This is a genomic window from Bacteroides cellulosilyticus DSM 14838, assembly GCF_000158035.1.
Lineage (GTDB): Bacteria > Bacteroidota > Bacteroidia > Bacteroidales > Bacteroidaceae > Bacteroides > Bacteroides cellulosilyticus.
This window is the reverse complement of sequence record NZ_EQ973490.1, coordinates 2,044,006-2,063,332: the sequence shown is the minus strand read 5'-3', so window position 1 is coordinate 2,063,332 and position 19,327 is coordinate 2,044,006. Positions and strand designations below refer to the sequence as shown.

General features: G+C 44.1%; 18 protein-coding genes. 4 read left to right on the top strand and 14 right to left on the bottom strand.

All coding sequences use genetic code 11. The features are described from left to right. Positions 1-51 precede the first annotated feature (51 nt). Complete coding sequence (locus BACCELL_RS11840) at positions 52-2,151, top strand: TonB-dependent receptor plug domain-containing protein (RefSeq protein WP_242577611.1); 2,100 nt, start codon at positions 52-54, stop codon at positions 2,149-2,151. Between the two features lie 3 nt (positions 2,152-2,154). Here BACCELL_RS11840 and priA read toward each other — a convergent pair whose 3' ends face one another. The 8 genes from priA to BACCELL_RS11805 form a co-directional block, all read right to left on the bottom strand. Next, positions 2,155-4,626: a replication restart helicase PriA gene (gene priA, locus BACCELL_RS11835; RefSeq protein ID WP_007212037.1), complete on the bottom strand. Its 2,472-nt coding sequence runs from the start codon at positions 4,624-4,626 to the stop codon at positions 2,155-2,157. Positions 4,627-4,708: 82 nt separating this feature from the next. Next, the gene (locus tag BACCELL_RS11830; protein WP_007212036.1) at positions 4,709-5,269 is read right to left on the bottom strand and encodes a porin family protein; all 561 of its coding nucleotides are present in this window, start codon (positions 5,267-5,269) and stop codon (positions 4,709-4,711) included. A 76-nt stretch (positions 5,270-5,345) separates the two neighbouring features. Further along, a complete protein-coding gene (gene porN / locus BACCELL_RS27630; RefSeq protein WP_282705113.1) occupies positions 5,346-5,885 on the bottom strand; it encodes a type IX secretion system ring subunit PorN/GldN in 540 nt (179 codons plus the stop codon). Between the two features lie 25 nt (positions 5,886-5,910). Next, positions 5,911-6,366 carry a hypothetical protein gene (locus tag BACCELL_RS27625; RefSeq protein ID WP_007212034.1) on the bottom strand — a complete coding sequence of 152 codons (456 nt, stop codon included), beginning with the start codon at positions 6,364-6,366 and terminating at the stop codon, positions 5,911-5,913. Between the two features lie 33 nt (positions 6,367-6,399). Next, complete coding sequence (gene porM, locus BACCELL_RS11820; protein ID WP_007212033.1) at positions 6,400-7,971, bottom strand: type IX secretion system motor protein PorM/GldM; 1,572 nt, start codon at positions 7,969-7,971, stop codon at positions 6,400-6,402. A gap of 77 nt (positions 7,972-8,048) precedes the next feature. Then, positions 8,049-8,759 (bottom strand): type IX secretion system motor protein PorL/GldL, encoded by a 711-nt coding sequence (gene porL, locus BACCELL_RS11815; protein WP_007212032.1) that lies wholly within the window; start codon positions 8,757-8,759, stop codon positions 8,049-8,051. Positions 8,760-8,779: 20 nt separating this feature from the next. After that, the gene (gene porK, locus BACCELL_RS11810) at positions 8,780-10,237 is read right to left on the bottom strand and encodes a T9SS ring complex lipoprotein PorK/GldK (RefSeq protein ID WP_007212031.1); all 1,458 of its coding nucleotides are present in this window, start codon (positions 10,235-10,237) and stop codon (positions 8,780-8,782) included. A gap of 15 nt (positions 10,238-10,252) precedes the next feature. Further along, a complete protein-coding gene (locus tag BACCELL_RS11805; RefSeq protein WP_007212030.1) occupies positions 10,253-11,206 on the bottom strand; it encodes a PorP/SprF family type IX secretion system membrane protein in 954 nt (317 codons plus the stop codon). 319 nt (positions 11,207-11,525) lie between these two features. Here BACCELL_RS11805 and BACCELL_RS11800 point away from each other — a divergent pair, with 319 nt between their 5' ends. The 3 genes from BACCELL_RS11800 to BACCELL_RS11790 all read left to right on the top strand — a co-directional run bounded on the left by BACCELL_RS11800 (position 11,526) and on the right by BACCELL_RS11790 (position 13,111). Beyond that, positions 11,526-11,891: a DUF488 domain-containing protein gene (locus BACCELL_RS11800; RefSeq protein ID WP_007212028.1), complete on the top strand. Its 366-nt coding sequence runs from the start codon at positions 11,526-11,528 to the stop codon at positions 11,889-11,891. Positions 11,892-11,967: 76 nt separating this feature from the next. Then, on the top strand, positions 11,968-12,750 hold the full coding sequence (locus BACCELL_RS11795) for a HipA family kinase (RefSeq protein ID WP_026367230.1): 783 nt from the start codon (positions 11,968-11,970) through the stop codon (positions 12,748-12,750). Continuing rightward, positions 12,728-13,111 carry a DUF3037 domain-containing protein gene (locus BACCELL_RS11790; protein ID WP_007212026.1) on the top strand — a complete coding sequence of 128 codons (384 nt, stop codon included), beginning with the start codon at positions 12,728-12,730 and terminating at the stop codon, positions 13,109-13,111. The genes BACCELL_RS11795 and BACCELL_RS11790 overlap by 23 nt, the downstream gene beginning before the upstream one ends. Here the strand turns inward: BACCELL_RS11790 and BACCELL_RS11785 are convergent. From BACCELL_RS11785 to BACCELL_RS11760, 6 genes are all read right to left on the bottom strand, one after another. Beyond that, positions 13,106-15,547 carry a helicase-related protein gene (locus tag BACCELL_RS11785; RefSeq protein WP_007212025.1) on the bottom strand — a complete coding sequence of 814 codons (2,442 nt, stop codon included), beginning with the start codon at positions 15,545-15,547 and terminating at the stop codon, positions 13,106-13,108. The genes BACCELL_RS11790 and BACCELL_RS11785 overlap by 6 nt on opposite strands. 124 nt (positions 15,548-15,671) lie before the next feature. Next, positions 15,672-15,893 (bottom strand): DUF2795 domain-containing protein, encoded by a 222-nt coding sequence (locus BACCELL_RS11780; RefSeq protein ID WP_007212024.1) that lies wholly within the window; start codon positions 15,891-15,893, stop codon positions 15,672-15,674. A gap of 72 nt (positions 15,894-15,965) precedes the next feature. Then, a complete protein-coding gene (locus BACCELL_RS11775) occupies positions 15,966-16,520 on the bottom strand; it encodes a cob(I)yrinic acid a,c-diamide adenosyltransferase (RefSeq protein ID WP_007212023.1) in 555 nt (184 codons plus the stop codon). A gap of 97 nt (positions 16,521-16,617) precedes the next feature. Beyond that, a complete protein-coding gene (locus BACCELL_RS11770; RefSeq protein WP_007212022.1) occupies positions 16,618-17,250 on the bottom strand; it encodes a hypothetical protein in 633 nt (210 codons plus the stop codon). 46 nt (positions 17,251-17,296) lie between these two features. Then, the gene (bas-suc, locus tag BACCELL_RS11765; RefSeq protein WP_007212021.1) at positions 17,297-18,808 is read right to left on the bottom strand and encodes a 3-succinylated cholic acid synthase; all 1,512 of its coding nucleotides are present in this window, start codon (positions 18,806-18,808) and stop codon (positions 17,297-17,299) included. 57 nt (positions 18,809-18,865) lie between these two features. Then, positions 18,866-19,237, bottom strand: a complete 372-nt coding sequence (locus tag BACCELL_RS11760) for a PH domain-containing protein (protein ID WP_007212020.1) — start codon at positions 19,235-19,237, stop codon at positions 18,866-18,868. Between the last annotated feature and the right edge of the window lie 90 nt (positions 19,238-19,327).

Here is a 19,327-nt window from a genome sequence, read left to right as displayed (position 1 = left end):
TTTTAAACTCTCTGTTTTACCCACCGGGTAACAGCTATTCCCACAAAAATTATGAAAACAATAGTGTCAATTTTGACCATACTACTGTGTATGGCCAGCCCCTCCTATGCCCAACTCATTGCTAAAGATTCTACCGGAGTCATGGCTATCTCTCTGGATGAAGTTACCATCCAGGCACGGTCTATCATCGAAAAAGGCGACCGTAAAGTAATACTTCCGACCCAGAATCAACTGAAAATGTCGTCCAGCGGCATAGACTTATTAGGCAAATTACAGCTTCCCCGAATCACAGTTGATATCATGTCGGGCGAAATAACCACTTCCGGCAACGGAGAAGTACAATTACGGATCAACGGTGTTCGGGTTACTTATACAGAGATATCCTCCCTCAGCCCCGAAGATATTCTCCGCATAGAATATCACGATACTCCAGGAGTACGCTACGGAAACGCTGCTGCCGTGATAGATTATATAACCAAAAACAAAAAAGCGGGAGGTAGCGTCAGCGGCGGTGCCATCCACAGCCTCAGTAGCAACCGCACCTCTATTGACGATATGATTTCCGGAAGATATAACTACGGAAAGTCTGAAATCTCAGCCAACGTGCGGTATATACAACGTAAAGGAGACTGGACACGTGAGTATGACGAACGCTTCATTTTCCCCGACAATGAACTTCATCGCTTGGAAACCGGAGAGCCAACGCTGTTCAATAAGAAATTGTTAGCTTCCAACCTAAACTATACTCTGCAAGAAAAAGGAAAATATCTCTTTAATGCACAATTCAGATATACCTTGCAAGATAATCCTGCCGGATATGAAGACCGGAAGAGCAAACTCTACACATCTGATTCCGACATCCCGGTATCCATCTACGACCATACCCAGGAACGAAACCATTTGCCATCCCTCGATCTATACTATCAGCAGAATCTAAAGAATGACCAACGACTCATATTCAATCTTGTCGGCACGTACATCAAGAGCAGCAATACACGCATTTATCAGGAGAAACAGGAAGGCATCGCCAATACAGAGTTATATTCCAATATTGCCGGAAAGAAATATTCGCTGATAGCTGAAGGCATTTATGAGAAAAAATTAGGGCAAGGAACACTGACAGGAGGCCTTAGACATATGCAATCTTATACAGACAACCGCTATGAAGGGGAAGATGTAATGAACGTCCTCCTAAAACAAGCGGAAAGTTATGCCTACACCGAGTATAAAGGTAAAATTCAGAATTGGGGATACATAGCAAATCTATCACTCAACCGTTTCTACTACAGTCAGAGAGATAACCATAGTGAAAGATATGGCTTTCAACCTTCTCTCTTAGTATCCTACAACCCTGTGGACAATCTGCATTTCCGCTATCATATCAATCTGAAAAACAACGCCCCTTCCATAGCTTATCTGAATGATGTGGAGCAAAGAATCGACATCCTACAAACTCGTAGGGGTAACCCGGACTTAAAATCATTCCGTAGTACGATTCAAGATTTTAACGCAATATTCAGCACAGGAATTTTCAGTATTGACGCTTTGGTGAGCTATGCATACGAAAAGAATCCCATCATGGAATCTGTGATTTATGAAGAAGGTATGTTTATCCACACTTATGAAAACCAGAAGTCCTTCCAACATCTGGCAGCGGAAGTCACATTCAAGATAAAGCCTTGGAAAGATCACATCAGCCTTTCTGTTACACCGGGAATTAACCGGTATATAAGTACAGGAAACAATTACCTGCACACCTATACCCTAAAAGAATTACGTATTAACCTGGATGCTTCCTATAAGAACTGGCTTCTGAGCTTTATGACCATCACTCCACCCAACCGGTATGTATACAGTGAACAATTGCTGAAAGGTGATCTGATGCATACACTCATGATAGGTTATAAACAACCGGCATGGTCTATTATGGCAGGAATACACAATCCATTTATGAAGACTTACCGCTCCGAGAATGCGAACTGGTCTGCACTGAATCCTGTAAAATCAGATATACACAGTACGAATATGTCAAATACCATTGTTGTCAAGCTCAATTTTAATCTGAACTTCGGACGACAATACAAGGGTGCCAATAAGAGAATTCAGAATATAGATACAGATTCCGGTATTCTGCAAGGAACCAAAGAGTAGCCTTTACATTGGATCTACATCATAATAGACGATTAAAGATTTAAAACGATCCTCCGCCACCATCTCCTTCTGAACCTGCACCAGCAGTTCGCGGGCGCGAGCCATCGGAGCATTATACTCTATCTTGACAATAATCTTTCGGATAAATAATGTTTGTATCCGGGCAACAGGCGGTTTATCCGGTCCCAATACACGATTACCGAAAACTGCACGCAACTTGCCTGACATGGTTTGTGCCATCAGGTCAAGCAATTGCTCATTGCGGTTTTTCAGATAGACATACACCAGACGATAGTAAGGCGGGTAGTGGAACATCTGACGTTCAGCAAGCTGTCCCGCCACCATCTGGTCAAAATCGTTATGGATGACCTGAGCTATAATAGGGTGATCGATACTTTTTGTCTGCAAAATTACACGTCCGCGTTTATTCTTCCGTCCGGCACGTCCTGCCACTTGTGCCATCAACTGAAAAGCACGCTCATACGAACGGAAATCAGGATAATTCAACATTGTATCTGCGTTCAGGATACCTACCACACTGACATGATCAAAGTCCAATCCTTTAGAAACCATCTGTGTACCTATCAATATATCCGTTTTCCCCTGCTCAAAATCTGCAATGATACGTTCATAAGCAGAGCGGGTACGAGTGGTATCCAAATCCATACGGGCAACAGCGGCTTCGGGAAATAAAATCTTGATATCATCCTCTATCTTCTCTGTACCAAACCCACGATTACGCAAGTCAGTACCCTCGCAAGCCGGGCACTTATGGGGCAGTTGATAGGTATAACCGCAGTAATGGCAAGTCAGCTGATTCAATCCTTTGTGAAATGTCAGGCTCACATCACAGTTTTTACACTTCGGCACCCACCCGCATGTATTACACTCAATCATCGGAGCAAAGCCACGCCGGTTCTGAAACAAGATGACTTGTTGTTTTTGATCCAAAGCCTCATGAATATATTGAAGCAACAACGGCGAGAATGGTCCGTTCATACGCTTCTTGCGATGCAACTCATGGATATCCACGGGGATAATTTCCGGTAATTGAATTTCTTTATACCGCTCTTTCAGCTCCACCAGTCCATACTTCCCGGAAGAAGCATTATGCCAAGTTTCAATAGAAGGGGTAGCTGTGCCCAGCAAGGTCTTGGCACCATACATGGCTGCCAATATAATTGCCGCATTCCGGGCATGATAACGGGGAGCCGGATCCTGTTGTTTATAGGTATTCTCATGTTCTTCATCCACAATCACCAACCCGAGGTTACGAAAAGGCAGAAAAACAGAAGAACGAACTCCAAGGATAATATCATATCCCTTTTCCGTCAGCTGCTTCTGCCAGATTTCTACACGCTCGGCATCCGGAAATTTAGAATGATAAATTCCTAAACGATCTCCGAACACCCGTTGCAGACGTTCGGTAATCTGAGTGGTAAGAGCTATTTCAGGTAGCAGGTACAACACTTGTTTTCCCTGCCGGATAGTTTCTTCTATCAAATGAATATAGATTTCTGTTTTCCCGCTGGCAGTTACCCCATGGAGCAGGCACACATTCTTGGATTGGAAGCTTCGTACAATCTCATCATGTGCCATTTTTTGATGGTCATTCAAAGGATTAATGGGAAGAATTTCCCGAAGAACGGAATTCAGCCGTCCCACTTCCTGTTGGTAAACTTCAAAGATATGTTTATCTACCAAGCCATTGAACACAGCCGGCGAAGCGGATGCCCGCAGCAATAGTTCTTTCTTATTAACCTCTTTAGGAAAACTTTTCAGCCCGTCACCTCCCAAAATACCGGATAGCTCGATATATTTCATCAGTAAATCCAGTTGCTTCGGAGCACGCGCCAATTCATCAAAAAGTTCTTGCAGCCGTTTTTCATTCCGTACTTCATTCGCCAGTCGCACGCGCGTTTCGGTCTTTGGCTTATAAGTCCGGCGAAGTTCTTCTTTTACAAAGATGGCCTCCTTATCCAGCAAGGATTTAATTACGGAAAGTATATTCTTGAGACCGCTGTCTTTTTCCAGTTTTGTCACACACTGTTCGGGCTCCGCAGAGAGCAAATCCAATATCTTCTGCTCACGCTCCGGCAAACGAACTTCCGATTCAAAATCCGGATTATACTCTACCATCGTCTCGCTCTCCAGTTTCAGACCGGAAGGCAGGGCAGCCTTATAAACATCGCCTTGTGTACAGAGATAATAATCTGCCAGCCACTCCCAGAACTTAAATTGTTCCGGCAATAAAATCGGATGGGCATCCAATAATGCAGATACTTCTTTTACCTCATAATCCGCCGGCTCACAATAATGTACATTACGAACAATCGCTGTATAGTACTTCTTACGCCCGAATGGAACTACTACCCGACACCCCATTTGCACCTCATCCGCCCATTCCTCAGGCAAAGAATAGGTAAAATAGCGGGGCAGAGGCAAAGGCAATATGACATCCACAAATTTTTTCATTGCGGCGACAAAGATACAATAAAAAAATAGCGTTGCCAATCAAAATCAGCAACGCTATTATATCGCAATAGATTCTATTTTCTTAGAAAAGATAAGCGGCAGATATTTGCCAAGTCTTATTCTTTGCACCGATGGCATGACCTACTTCTTTCCATTTAAAGCTGTCACCCATCGGGAACTGATAGTTTACACCCACTTGCAAGTGTTTGATCAGCTTCACACCGACTCCCAGATTAAGTCCTACCTGAGTTTTCTTCCGATCAACGTTGTCTTTCTTATCAAAATCAAAGAAAAAATCAGGACCGGCAGCAAAATAAACACCCAGCAAACTACCCAAGCCAATCGTATATTTCAGATTGATGGGAACTTCCGCTCCGATTTGTTTTACGTCACCCTTACCTCTCTGCGAGAATAACAAAGCACCATCAACACCTAGGCCTACAATAGGAATCGTAATTTCAGCCATCGGACCAATAAAGAAACCGGCAGAGTTGTCCTTGTTACCTTTATATCCGCCATCCCAGTCTATCTTTGTCAAGTTGACACCACCCTTTACACCCCATTTAATGAGTTGGGCCTGAGCAGGCATAGCCATAAACATACAGCCTACAGCTATAATGAAAGCACTAAAAATCTTCTTCATAATTCTTTTTTGTTTAAATTATCGGGACAAATATATGGATTTATTCTTAAAAAGAACAATAAAGATTCATTTTTGTTCAACGGCGTTGTCGTCGTACTGACGCCTTCGGGGCTGCTGCTTCCCGCTTAGATACCGATTGGGACTTACCTGCCGAAGATTTTGACTTTGATGAGGAAGAAGATTTACTTTTGGTTGTAACAGCATTGTCACGCCCCCTTTTCTTCGAATTAGTCTTCGCTGTTTTTATTCCCGAAGTTGTGGAAACCGAATCCGTTTCTTCTATAAGATCCCTGCCATACAATGTCTTTTCAAAATCCACCAGTTCCTTCTCAATCCGCTTCTGCTCTTTCACCATGGCACTATCCGTCAGACAGTATTGTGACAAAGTACGATTTTGCAGATTGGTTGTTTTATAAATATCTCCTTTATACAAACGTGCCGTAAAGAAGTCATCCCAAGTACTGTTTGCTGCATTATTATAATTGCTAACGGAGACTTTTGTCTGAGTCAGATAGGGAACCAAGTCTTTATAGTTCACCCAAAACATAGGTAACTTCACTTTCTCCGAACTGAATTCTTCCGAACGATGCAACACCGGACAGATAGCCGTTATCACTGAGCCATAAGTAGAAGTACGCTGATCAAAATACCATACCTCCCTTCACAAAGTAACTCAATACATCCGCTGAAGGTATATCACTATTACTGATAGACAAAACACTGTCACGGCGATTTGCCACTTTCTTCAGTTCATAATAAATTTGAAAGCGATCCAGCACATCACGGAAAGTCACCTCAGCATCTTTCTGAAAGCGCTCCGTACCATCCAGCTGATATTCATAAGCCGGAATTTTCTTTTGCGCCAGCAAACGGAACACGGTAGCGAAAAGATTCATCTTATTTCCCTGCGGTTCCACCGGATAGTATAATGCACCATTGGTATCCTTTGTCAAATCCAGCGTACGATAGATTTCGCGCATCCACACCACATCCTCCGGCAAGCCTGGCGAACCCGGATATTGCCTTTGCGCCCACCCCACTGAAAGATCCAGTGCACAGAGTGTGACAGCTATCATGAGTTTCAAGGAAAGTTTCATAGTCTTATACCTTATTATATTCGATTTCTAATTTTAATTCACAATCACTTCCAGTGTAGTAGGCAACAAACGCTCCACCCCATCCGGCCCCACCGCACGAACCCGGGAAATATAGAAACGTTTACCTCTGGATAAACGGCGGAACATATCTTTCTGACGTGTAGAGAATGAAGCCCCCGAAGACACTTCCGGCACGGCATTTCCCATATTATCAAAGAAAACAGTTTCAAATCCCAGCACCCGGAAGTTGATATTCAACAAACCATCATCAATAGCAGCTACAATGCCGGGAGTATTCATCAAAATTGCTTTAGATAATCCACGGCCTCCCCGATATCGTTTAGGTGTCCCGTCTTCCGTATATTCTATAAACGGTGAAGGATCAGGCAACTGGCGCACACGATAAGTATAATCCCCCATCGACTGCGTACGTCCGCCAACGGATGCCGTCACACGAATCACTACATCTTTACCGATAGTCGTAGGATGAGCAATATACCCGTTTCCGGCACGATTCAGAGTTCCGTTTCCATTCACAATACTTGCCTGTACTTGTCCCCCCGGCACTCCGGGAACGGAAATACTGATCGGATTATCATATCCGGCATAAAGTACATTCATCATTGTAGCTGAAACCGTAGCAGTAGGTTCAACCACCGTATATTTCTGTGAGAACTCTCTGCGAAGCACTTCGCCATTCCCTTGCGCCAACTCCAGATAACCATCCAAAAAGAACTCCCCTGTACGGTTGCAAACGGTTTCGAACCATCCTTCGGCATTATCCGGTTGCTTTTCACCGGCGATATAAATAGAAGGACGCTGAGTAGAGTCCACAGCAGCCAGAATGACGCGGGCACTGTACGTACCACCGCGCACCACATTCTGAGAGGTAGGAATGACATAAGCCTGAAGTTGATTTACACGTACATCCTGCACATCGGTATTCTGCGTCAACAAATGCAATACTTCACCTTCAGCATAGCGTACATCACTTTGCAGCTTGGTTAACAGCGTGACAGCTGCGGCCACCGGAGTATTTTCAAAGATATATTCCTGCCAGTTTTTTCCTGCAGCTGACGCCTTACGCGGTACTTCAGTACCCAGATTATCACGGATGATCTTCTGTTGTATCGGATCGGTAACAAGAGTCAGAATATTTTCCCGGTATTGATTGATGCGGTTGAACAGCGCTTTGCCCTGTCCGCTACCAGGTGCAAGCATCACAAAAGAAGCAGCTTCCAAGTCTTCTTTATTGGAGATATTGGCAACATCCCCATTCTTGCCATCCGCTTCCTTCACAATGCGTAGTTTCAATTCATCCACATAGGTATAGAGCGAATCGGACATATTCTTCACACGTACCGCTTTCTCAAACCACGGTCCTATTTTCTCAGGATTACGTTCGTTGGCACCGGCAAGCCCGTCATATAGTGATTGATTCTGCACGGTAGAGTTTACCGTTGTACGGGAAAGACTTTCATCTACCAATGAAAAACCATTCAACACATCCGACGAAACGTTGAGTGCCAGCATCGCCATCAGGACGATATACATCAGGTTTATCATCTTCTGACGCGGAGAATCCGGGTTGGTGTTCAGAGACATGGGGTTATTTACAATTTACAATTTACAATTTGGCTGCACGATAGCTTTAACTCTCGTTCTATCGCTTCACCACTTTATCACTTAACCTGCACGGCTTGTAGCATACGGGCATAGACAGCATTCAGTTCTTCTATCTGACGCGCCATCTTGCGAGTTTGTTCATGCACCTGATCGATTGTATTAATCTGAGTGCTGGCACTACGAAGCTGCATTTCATAGATGGCGTTGATACCTGCCAGATTACGGTTTAAAGCGCTCATCTGCTCAGCATCATGTGAAAGAGATTCGGCCTGTGCTGTAAAGTGCGAAAGCATTTCTGTCATTTCTTTCAGTTGGGCTATGTAAGCCTGCGTAGTTTCTTCCATTTCAGGAGTAAAAGCAGGGGCCGGAGTTCCGGGTGAATATTGATTCGCTCCTACAGTCACTGATACCGGCTGGTTTGAAGGGACGGATTGTGCCTTCGGCAAATCATTTGTCCATCCACCGGCACTGCCGATTGTACCATCTCCCACCACAACGATACCGCCGGATGTAGCCGCCTCCGTCTGCCTTTTCGGCAAATCAAATGCAGAAATAAAAAACACCAGTACCTCTGTTCCCATACCAATCCACAACATCAAGTTGGCACCAGGCAAGTGCGTCAGTTTGAACAATGTACCGGCAATGACGATAGCAGCACCCCAGCTATAAGCATAGTTCATAATGACCTTGCCACGGTAACTTGCCATAAAGTCCTGCAACTTTTGTCCAAAATCCCTCTTTTTATTTACAGTATCTTTTTCCATCATCTTACCATTTTACCATCTTATCATTTCCCCTTCTTATTATATCCCACTTGTGTACGTACGCAACGGAACCCCACATACGAACGTTGCTCATTCTGATACTCCGCCGTACGGGCATCCGAACGAATAAACGCGTTTACATCTTTCCATGAACCACCACGCACCACTTTCTTCTTCATCGCATACGGATCATCCGGCGCGGCATTATACTGAATATCCGGATTGATGTCACTTGCTTGCAGAACTCCCGACTCAGTATAAGCCGTTGAAGTCCACTCCGCCACATTACCTGCCATGTCATACAATCCATTCGAGTTGGGTGTATAAGCTCCTACACGGGTTGAAATCAGATTGCCGTCTTTGGTGTAATTTCCTTTACCCGGCTTATAGTTCGCATTGTAGCATCCACGGTCATCTTTGGTTTCCTCACTCTCTTTCCAGGGATATTTATTATCCTCCCTTCCGCGTGCGGCAAATTCCCATTCGGCCTCGGTCGGCAGGCGATAGCGCTGGATATATTTAGCCTGTCCACGCAGACCTGCAAGTAAATAATTGGTACGCCATGCACAAAACGCATTCGCCTGTTCCCAGCTGACACCCACCACCGGATGCTCGTTGTAACTGGGATGGTTGAAATACAAACGCATATATTGTTCATTATTCGCATTCGGAAAGTCATTCACCCAACAGGTTGTATCGGGATAAACATTTACTATATAGCTGTTTAGAAAATCCCATTCGCTGGATAACGGACGTGTAATAGTACGGTTCACAATCCGCCCTTCATCATCAATGTATGCCGTATCCTTCGTTATCATAATCACCTCTTCCGGGTTCACCTGTATATCGGTATTCTTAACACGTTCAGCGGGATTCAGGCGATTATGACGCTTGGCAGCCTCAGTATAGTCATAAATCTCATAATAATAATTCATCTGACCGGCATCCAGCATCAGCGTACCGTCGATAGGATGATGCTTATATACGCTTTCGATAGCCATCTGTTCATCCTCTGTCGCCCGCTTCCAGGGAATGGGCTTCGACCAGTTCAAATAAGGTTTGATAGGATTTCCTTCCCGGTCTTCTTCTATCTTATATAATTCATTACCGCCATAAGCAGGATCTGCCAGACGTTCACGGATAATGGAATCGCGTACCCAATTGACAAACTGTTTATATTCGGCAACCGTCACTTCCGTATCATCCATCCAGAAAGACTCGACTGAAATTTCCCGTGAAGGAACGATTGTTCCCCACAAGCTATCTTGCTTGTCGGGGCCCATTTTCACCGAACCACGTTTCACCAGCACCATACCGTAAGGCGCAGGCTCATTCCATACCACAGCACTGGCTCCTATCACTTCGCCACCTCTCATGGAACTGTTTCCCACCGTCCCCATGCACGAAACCAGCGAACCGAACAGCAATAAAGCCGCCCCGTACCACGCATGAATTGTTTTCATTCCTTTATTCTTTCCCATTGTTCGTATATTCTCTTACAAAATCCGTACACTCTTATGCAAATTCCGGTTTTTCTTAAATACATTCAAGTCCAATGCATACCTCACTAGCAGATCGTGGCTACCACTTGCGACACCTATCTTCGAAGTAAAACACTCATAAGCATATCCTAACGTCACGCCCCGCACCGTCAATCCGAAACTGAATGTCACCGAGGTATCCGGCGAATAAGTCAATCCTCCACTAAGCACCCGGGAATGATAGGTATAAAACAATCGCCCCGTTACATCCAGCCTTGTAGAAGTAAAATCACTTTGCAACTGCATAGAAGGTTGTATGGAAATTAACGGATTACGCGTCTGAATATTGTATCCACCTGTCAAATAAAAGATAGGATGTATTTTTATTTGGCTTTTGTCTCCCAGAGAGACACGGGGAGCCGTCAGATGATGGGCAGAAAATCCTGCATAAAATTTAGGGTGCGAATAGTATCCACCCAGTCCGAGATCAACGGCCATTCCACTCTCCGCAGCAGTCGGAAAAGCTTCATCATCCGTTTCATCTCCAAGATTGATATCAGACGGATCAAACGATACGGTCAGCATCCCCACTTGAAGTCCGATACCCAACTTGCCTTTCCGGATTTTCATCTGATAGGCATATTGTCCCCAAAAACGTTGATTACGGAACAAGCCGATCCCCTCATTGAAAAAGCCAACACCCACACCATGCTGTTTATTGAACAGAGTAAAAGGCATATCAGCTCCAAAGTACATCACGCGCGGAGCATGTGTAAAACCCATCAACTGCATGCCATACGAACCATAAATATTCATTTTATTATCTGTCTGCCCCACCCAGCCGGGATGATAATATCCCTTCACCTCCCAGTATTGACTGAAGCGTGCATCAAATTGCGCCTGACCTTTTGCCGCACAAAAGAAAAGACAGATAAAAATTATATATTTCAGGATACGGCTACATTTCATCAATATAAGAACTGATAAAACGAGAAAAAATTGTGTAAAACAGAATCAAAAAGAGAAAGACTCTGGAAACAGGCCATGTATTTACCACAAACAGATAATTCGTTTCAAGGAAAAAGAGATCACTTATCACTTGACCTCATAACGTATTAGTAATGAGTTTTCACCACAGAGTAACACAGAGTTTCACGGAGTTCTATTCTTGTGATTTCAAATTGATTAAACTCTGTGAAACTCTGTGTTACTCTGTGGTGAATTAATTCATAACCGAAAAGTAATGAACTAATTCTACCAATTATTTGTATATATAAAAAAGAAAGCTATGACGCAGATAAAAATCAAACGGGTCTATGAAGACCCCGAAGCAGAAGACGGTTACCGCGTATTGGTAGATCGTCTATGGCCTCGCGGCATGAAAAAAGAATATCTGAAATATGATGTCTGGGAAAAAGACATCACGCCTTCCCCTGAACTCAGGAAATGGTTTCATGAAGATACGGCAGGACATTGGGAGGCTTTCTCAGATATGTATCGGAAAGAACTGGAAACTTCTGAAGCCACACGGAACTTTCTGGTATCAATCAAACCCTATAAAACAGTTACTTTGCTATATGCCTCCAAAGAACCTGTCCGTAATCATGCCCGCATTCTGCAACAGTTTCTGGAAGCCAGCCTTGGGCAATCGTGAATATTCACTATCTTTGCAACAGTCATCCCCTCAAAAGAGCCGGACGGCCTAACTATTTTCTGAAAGGACAATCATGATAGAGTTGCGAACAGTCAATCTGACCCGTTACATCACTCCTTTACGCGAAGGCGGTTCACTGCCAGCACTGGCGGAAGCTGATGACGAATTCAAATACGTCGTAAAGTTTCGTGGTGCCGGGCATGGAACAAAGGCATTAATATCCGAATTAATTGGTGGAGAGGTTGCGCATATACTTGGATTCAGAGTGCCGGAGCTGGTGTTCCTGAACCTCGATGAAGCATTCGGACGGACCGAAGGAGACGAAGAGATACAAGACTTATTGCAAGGTAGCCGCGGACTGAACCTGGGGTTACACTTCCTTTCGGGTGCCCTGACATTCGATCCTGTAGCGACCAAGGTAGATCCGGAACTTGCCTCACGTATTGTCTGGCTGGATGCCTACCTGACCAATATAGACCGTACTTTTCGCAACACCAACATGTTGATGTGGCACAAGGAACTTTGGCTGATAGACCACGGTGCTTCTCTTTACTTTCACCATTCATGGGAAAACTGGGAGAAACATGCGGTAAGTCCGTTCACCTATATCAAAAATCACGTGCTGCTACCCGAAGCATCCCGACTTGAAGAAGCCGATACCCTCCTTCGTCCCATGCTGACCGATGAAAAGATACAGCAGATCGTCGCACTTATTCCTGACGACTGGCTGCACTGGGAAGATACCCATGAAACGCCCGAAGAAATCAGAGATATCTATACCCGCTTTCTGACCGAAAGACTGGCCCATTCCGAAATATTTATAAAAGAAGCACAGAATGCAAGGAAAGCACTTATATGAATACGCAGTTATTCGCCTGGTTCCCAAAGTAGAACGTGAGGAGTTCTTCAATGTGGGAGTAATCCTTTTCTCGAAAAGGGCAGGTTACATCAAGTCCGTTTGTCAGGTAAACGAGGACAAACTGAAGCTATATGTTTCCGAAGTAGACCGGGAATTGGTATTTGCCCATTTGGATGTATTTAATAAAATATGTTCGGGAGCCAAAGACGGCGGCCCCATCGCCCAACTTGATGTACCGGAACGTTTCCGCTGGCTGACTGCCGTGAGAAGTTCCTGTATTCAAACGTCCCGTCCGCATGCCGGTTTCTCCGACGATCTGGACAGGACGTTAGAAAGATTATTCAAAGAATTGGTTTTATAGTGGAGCAGCATACTTCGCCTTCAGCTCCTCTACTCCCATTCCGGTAAAGTAGTCTTCAATAAAATCCCAGCGTTTCGTATCATCCATTCCATCCGTTCCGAAGAAGAAAGAGAACAGTTCGATCTGCTCCTGAAATATCTGCTCATTATTCTCAAGTATCAGATTATGATATTCATCGGAGGACGCAATCTGCTGTAAGCTCTCAGGGTCATCGAAACACACCTGCACACAAGGCGTACCGCCACCTTCTACACTGAATGAAAGACAATCGAGCATGGAAAGGAGATTAAGCAGCATATTCAAATCAGAGAACGGAGTGCTATAGAACAATAACCGGTCACCTTTTTTACCCACAATACGCTGGCTAAAGAGTTTCTGATAGCGCGACAGCAACAAGTCAAATCCTTTCGTCACCGTGAAAGAAAGTTCATTGGAGTCTTTCTTCTTCACACTACTGATATAGCTCACACTACGCCCTTCTTCCGTACGTGACTCCAGCAGTGAACCAATGAAACGTTTCGCTGACGGCACATCCATACCATGCTCGGCAAATATCGCACGCAATTCTTCTTCATCAAAACGCCCCTTAGTCTTCCGCAACTTATCAACAAGCAAAGTCTTCAAACTATAGAACAGTCCATCCATTCGTTGGCGAATTACGGCTGCATCTTCTTTCAGCAATACTTCATGCTTACCCACAGATACTGCACGGGAACCTTCCCACAACGTACCACCATTCAATTTCTGTTTAAATTCTCTATATCCCAACTCTGCGAAACGTTCTTCCCACAGTTTCTCCAAACGTGCCGTATACACATCTTCCGTGCCCTTCACCTTCGTAAGATAATCCTTGAACTCATGAATAAAAACATCACCAGTCTTATCCTGAATATATCCTTCCGTCAGCAGGTTTTGCGGACTCACTTCCAGCAATTTCTTTCCATAACGATGGCTCAAATCATCTTCCAACCATAGCAGAGCAGTCTTAATCAATTGTCCAAGTTCCGCTTCATATTCCAGCTTGTTCTTCATTCTTGGCAATTTCACCACAAACTCAAAGTCGGACAAAGACACCAGCATTTCCTGTTTTTCGCCTTTCATCCGGTACACTTCCATCAGCTTCTTCAAAATCAGCGACAACTGTTCCTGTGCTATATTGCCCGCCATGTGCAGGCGCTTCATATAATAGAAATCCCTTTCATGATAATCCGTCGCCGAGATTCCATGAATATCCGTATCACGGGCTGCACGTCCGATCTCCTGTATATAGTCCACAAATGTGCTGGAAGGCGCCACATGATACACCCGGTCGATATCACTGATATCCACCCCCATGCCGAATGCCTTTGTAGCCACAATCATTCGCTTCTCGCCTTCTTTGAACTCCTGTACAATAGCTGCTTTTTGTTCTTTGTCCTTCTTACCATAGTAGGAGGCGACCAAGTGCCAATCCGTCGATTTCACCCACGTTTTCAGACGCATGTCGATACCACCTGCAAAAGGATAATAAAGAATAGTCTTATGCCCGTCGAGGAAATCCTCTACACGGTCAGACACAACACGCTGTTTGGCTTTATCATAGGTTTCTCCTTCCTCTATCTCCATCTGCCGGATATCAAAGCCGATGTTCCGGCGTTTCACTGTACCTGCATAAAGCACACATGGCTCCATTTGCAATGAACGAATGGTTTCGAACGCCATGTCATTCCCTCCTTTCGGATTCCATACAGCCGTAGCCGTCAGTGCAAAAAGTGGGAATGCATATCCAAGGCTTTTCTTCAAACCTTGCAGATAGCGCCCCAGAAACCAATAATCCACACGGAATTCCTTGCCCCATGTAGTTACCGTATGGGCTTCGTCCACTACGACCAGACCGATACGCCGTTCACCAGCAAAGTGCTTGATATCATACGAGAGCAACAACTCCGGTGAAAGATAGAATAGATCCACCTCACTTTCACGCACCTGCCTGTACACTTCGTTCTTCTGTTCGGGCGACAAATCGGAAGAGGCATACGCCACACGCATGTACCCCAATTCCTGCAAGCCTTCCACCTGGTCTACAATCAATGCTTTCAAGGGAGATACGACAATGGTAAGCATCCCGTATTCATTACCCAGATAGATGGCAGGCAACTGGAACAACAAGGATTTTCCCGCACCGGTAGGTGCTGTAAGCAAGATGTTATCCACATCTTCTCCTCCATTCCGGGCTTTCTCTGCTTCGACAATAACACTTTCTATCAATTGTCCCTGTGAAATTTGAAGCGTGTCCTTCCCCTTGAACAAATCGTCGTACACTTCCAGATCACGAAATTGTTCGTAACCGTAAGTCTCTTTTAAAAGCGTGTATACCGCTTCCCGGCAATCTCCGGGTAAGTGCCGTTCTTTTAGTTCCGGCAGGCGGCATACCGTTTTTTCTCGTGTTTCAGTCATAAATGGAATAATATAAAAAAGAGGCAGTCCTCCTAACCTGTTATAAACAGATCTAACGGACTACCTCTTTCTATGTGTTAACTACCTTGTACTTCTCCAACCGGAGCAAGGTTCAAAAAGCATGCTAATACTCCTCTTCGTTAAAGAAGAAATCCTCTTTGCTGGGATAATCGGGCCATATATCTTCAATACTTTCATAAATATCGCCTTCATCTTCCATTTCCTGCAAATTTTCAATCACTTCGAGCGGAGCGCCCGAACGAATGGCATAATCTATTAATTCATCCTTGGTTGCCGGCCAGGGAGCATCTTCCAGTTTAGATGCTAATTCCAATGTCCAATACATAAGTCCTAAGTATTAAAATTGTGAATATTAAGTCCTACTTTCTATTTTTCGGCAAAAGTATAATAAAATCTCTCACTTACAACTATTATCCCAAAATATTTCATCTTTTTTCTCATCCCAGTTGATTTTCCGTGACAAGACAAACAAATAATCGGACAAACGGTTCACATAAGCAAGCAATTCGGGAGCAACTTCGCATTGTTCAGCCAAGGCCAGAATACGACGTTCCGCCCTGCGGCAGACCGTGCGGCAAACATGACAAACAGATGCTCCACGACTACCGCCGGGCAATATAAACGCATGCAATGGAGGCAGCAGATTATCCAAACGATCTATCTCCCGTTCAATTCGTTCTATTTCTTCGGGGTGAATAACACTGGCACACTTCAATTCTGTCTTTTCAAGATCGGTAGCCAAATTGGAACCTACTGCGAAAAGACGGTCCTGAATATGACGGACAAGTACCTGATCCGCTTCATCCGGCAGGTAAGTGACAAGCACTCCCAAATTAGCATTCAACTCGTCCACTGTACCGTATGCTTCCAGACGGACATGGGTTTTCGGTACCCGTGTACCACCTACTAATGAGGTAGTACCTTTATCACCGGTTTTGGTATATATCTTCATAAGTGATTGGTGTTTAGTAATTAGTGTTTAGCAGTTAGTAAGTGACGCTAATCACCAATCACTAACTGTTAATCACTATTGAAACGCCTAAAGATAATCAAAAGTTGACAATATAGTTCTGTTTTATCTTAGTTTTATCGAAGAAGAGAATTCCAAGGTCATAAAGGTCGAACGTAATACCCACATGCTCATCTTGTTGCATACGTTTCCAAAGCGCTTTCATTTGCGAAGTATAGCGGATTCCTTCGATGACGAAAACCGACTTTCCACAGGTACGTGCTACACAGATACGGAATACTTCTTCCATAAATTCCGGGTGACGATAATCATGCAGATAAAGGAAACCTACGGGTACGCCGGCTTCCAGAAATAATTCGGAAAGTTCGGATGCCGCTGTATAGTCCGCTCCCTCCTTTCCTGCTTTCAGATAGAGAGACGAAGCGGCAAGCCTGCCGACATCCACTATCGTATCCGGCTGGATGTAATTTACCAACCGGAACAAGAGGCGTTTCACTTTCTTCGATTCATACTTCCAATAGTTGTCTTTCTGTGGAGCCAGTTTTTTCTGCTCTACTGCCAGATCTTTATATTTATAATAAGGAGTAGATTCGTAAATCACCTGCGTAATCAGATTGAAAGCAAAAGGCGAATGTACCCCATAGCCGCAACGATGGCGAAAACGGCTCAACCAGATAAAAGGGCGTTTCAGGGTCAGTGTGATACGGTTCATAACATATAAATTCTTTTATTGGGCACAAAGATAAGTAACACTCCGCTTAGTCGCATACCTTTCCTTTGATAACTTTCGGTTCCGACGAGTAGTTCTCCTTAACCGTCAACTGCACATTCTCCCCGTCAAAGCGGAAAGTAATATTGAGAGCTGTAATCCAGTTAACATAATGTGCTTTGAGTTCCAACATCGCAGCCGATGGCCAGGCATAACTGCCCGCTACATAAAACGGCCCCTCTATTCCATTAAAACGTCCTTTCGCTTCTATCGAATAGGGAGGATGGACATCGGTTGAAGTTTTTTTCCATTGCTTATAACCGAATGAGAGATTATATTTTGTACCGTCAGTCTCTGTTACGGTCATGATTACTTCCTTCTGCTTGAACTGGAGATCCAGAGATTGCCAGTCGAACTTGTTCGGTTCGAGAACTATACTTTTTCCTGCATAATCACGGGCAAGAGATGAACTCGCTTTTCCCGGTACAAAAGGCAACTGATAAGAAGATTGTTTTTTCAACAAGCGTTTATAATCCTTTCCCGGTATCAAGGTATCATCGCCGACAGCAGGCAACAGGCGATTCCACACCAAACGGCGCTGTGTAGCTCCATCTATCAAAGTACATTCAGTGATGACCACTACCATATCTTTGTCCGGTATGAGAAGCGCATATTGTCCCAGGGCACCGTCTATGCGAACAGCACCCGGATATTCACAAAGCCACATCTGATACCCATAACCGTAGCCAAAACTACCGGTATCCGACTGTTTAGTCATCATCCTGTCCACCCACTCTGCCGGAAGCAACTGCTTGCCTTCCCATACTCCACGATTCAGTAACAGCTGTCCGAACTTAGCCAACGATTCACTCTGCAAATACACACCCCAACCTCCGGTATTGATTCCTTCAGGGCTTACTTCCCAGGATATATCGGTGATATGCATCGGTTTGAACAGTTTCAGCCGCAGGTAATCCAATACTTTCATTCCCGTCACTTTCTGCACAATAGCGGAAAGAATATACGAGCTCATGGAGTCATAATCGAAATGTTTGCCGGGAACTTTTATCGTTTTTCCCAGATACCCTCTGATCCAGTCTGTACGACCATTACGCATATTCCAGTCAGGAGTGACGCCGGAAGTCATATTCAGCAGGTTGCGGACGGTCATATCGGCAAGATTTGCAGAAATAGTATCCGGAAGTTGGTCGGGGAAAAAAGAAGCCACCCGATCTGTCAGCCGCAAACGATTTTCAGAAATAGCAAGGCCTACAGCGGCACCAACGAAGGTCTTGGAGCAAGAATATACGGTATGCCGATATTCCGGAGCGAAAGGTTCAGGATAAATCTCCGCGATTACCTTTCCATGACGTAGTACCATCACACTATGTATGTCCGTTTTAGGCAAGCCCATCAGAGAGTCCATCAAAGCAATAAGTGCTCCGGAAGGAGCCCCTTCCACTTCGGGTATCGAACGTTCCAGTTCGCGAATCTGTGCACTGGTCGTTGCAGGTATCAACAGGCAGAGCACAAGGAGAAATAAAGTAATTCTGTTCTTCATACTAAAGTAGATCGGCTACATCAAGAAATAGAGAAAAACAATCATTCATAATATCACTTATATTATAAACTGACCTATAAATTGTCCTATTTCAAAAATATCAGTTTTAGGAGTAAAATTAAGTTTTAAGCCTCCAACACCAGATGCCCATATTTTCAATTCTGCATTAGCATCTAACGTCCCGGCTGTTTCAATAGAAAATGCCGTTATTTTAGAAAACGGAATAAAAAGAAGCTCTTTCTTTTTTCCCGTAATTCCTTGAACATCTATAAAAATGATTCTTTTATTGGTTATCACAGCTCTATCTCTAATCCCTTTAAACGTAAAGCACACCTTCTCATCAGGCAATATAAAATTACCAAATAATTCTTTTCCATCATCTAATGCAACAGGTTCAAGAGATATCAAATTCTTTTGTACAGTTTCCATGCTCTTTTATCAATTTTATGAAGTTTATATTATTACCAAAGCTAAACAAACAAATACGTTTATATCTTAACATATCTCGCAAAAGTAAAG

Coding starts and splice junctions, on each gene's coding strand:
- BACCELL_RS11840 (WP_242577611.1), top strand. CDS start 52: ATGAAAACAATAGTGTCAATTTTGACCATACTACTGTGTATGGCCAGC.
- priA (WP_007212037.1), bottom strand. CDS start 4,626: ATGAAAAAATTTGTGGATGTCATATTGCCTTTGCCTCTGCCCCGCTAT.
- BACCELL_RS11830 (WP_007212036.1), bottom strand. CDS start 5,269: ATGAAGAAGATTTTTAGTGCTTTCATTATAGCTGTAGGCTGTATGTTT.
- BACCELL_RS27625 (WP_007212034.1), bottom strand. CDS start 6,366: ATGAAACTTTCCTTGAAACTCATGATAGCTGTCACACTCTGTGCACTG.
- porM (WP_007212033.1), bottom strand. CDS start 7,971: ATGTCTCTGAACACCAACCCGGATTCTCCGCGTCAGAAGATGATAAAC.
- porL (WP_007212032.1), bottom strand. CDS start 8,759: ATGATGGAAAAAGATACTGTAAATAAAAAGAGGGATTTTGGACAAAAG.
- porK (WP_007212031.1), bottom strand. CDS start 10,237: ATGGGAAAGAATAAAGGAATGAAAACAATTCATGCGTGGTACGGGGCG.
- BACCELL_RS11805 (WP_007212030.1), bottom strand. CDS start 11,206: ATGAAATGTAGCCGTATCCTGAAATATATAATTTTTATCTGTCTTTTC.
- BACCELL_RS11800 (WP_007212028.1), top strand. CDS start 11,526: ATGACGCAGATAAAAATCAAACGGGTCTATGAAGACCCCGAAGCAGAA.
- BACCELL_RS11790 (WP_007212026.1), top strand. CDS start 12,728: ATGCAAGGAAAGCACTTATATGAATACGCAGTTATTCGCCTGGTTCCC.
- BACCELL_RS11785 (WP_007212025.1), bottom strand. CDS start 15,547: ATGACTGAAACACGAGAAAAAACGGTATGCCGCCTGCCGGAACTAAAA.
- BACCELL_RS11780 (WP_007212024.1), bottom strand. CDS start 15,893: ATGTATTGGACATTGGAATTAGCATCTAAACTGGAAGATGCTCCCTGG.
- BACCELL_RS11775 (WP_007212023.1), bottom strand. CDS start 16,520: ATGAAGATATATACCAAAACCGGTGATAAAGGTACTACCTCATTAGTA.
- BACCELL_RS11770 (WP_007212022.1), bottom strand. CDS start 17,250: ATGAACCGTATCACACTGACCCTGAAACGCCCTTTTATCTGGTTGAGC.
- bas-suc (WP_007212021.1), bottom strand. CDS start 18,808: ATGAAGAACAGAATTACTTTATTTCTCCTTGTGCTCTGCCTGTTGATA.
- BACCELL_RS11760 (WP_007212020.1), bottom strand. CDS start 19,237: ATGGAAACTGTACAAAAGAATTTGATATCTCTTGAACCTGTTGCATTA.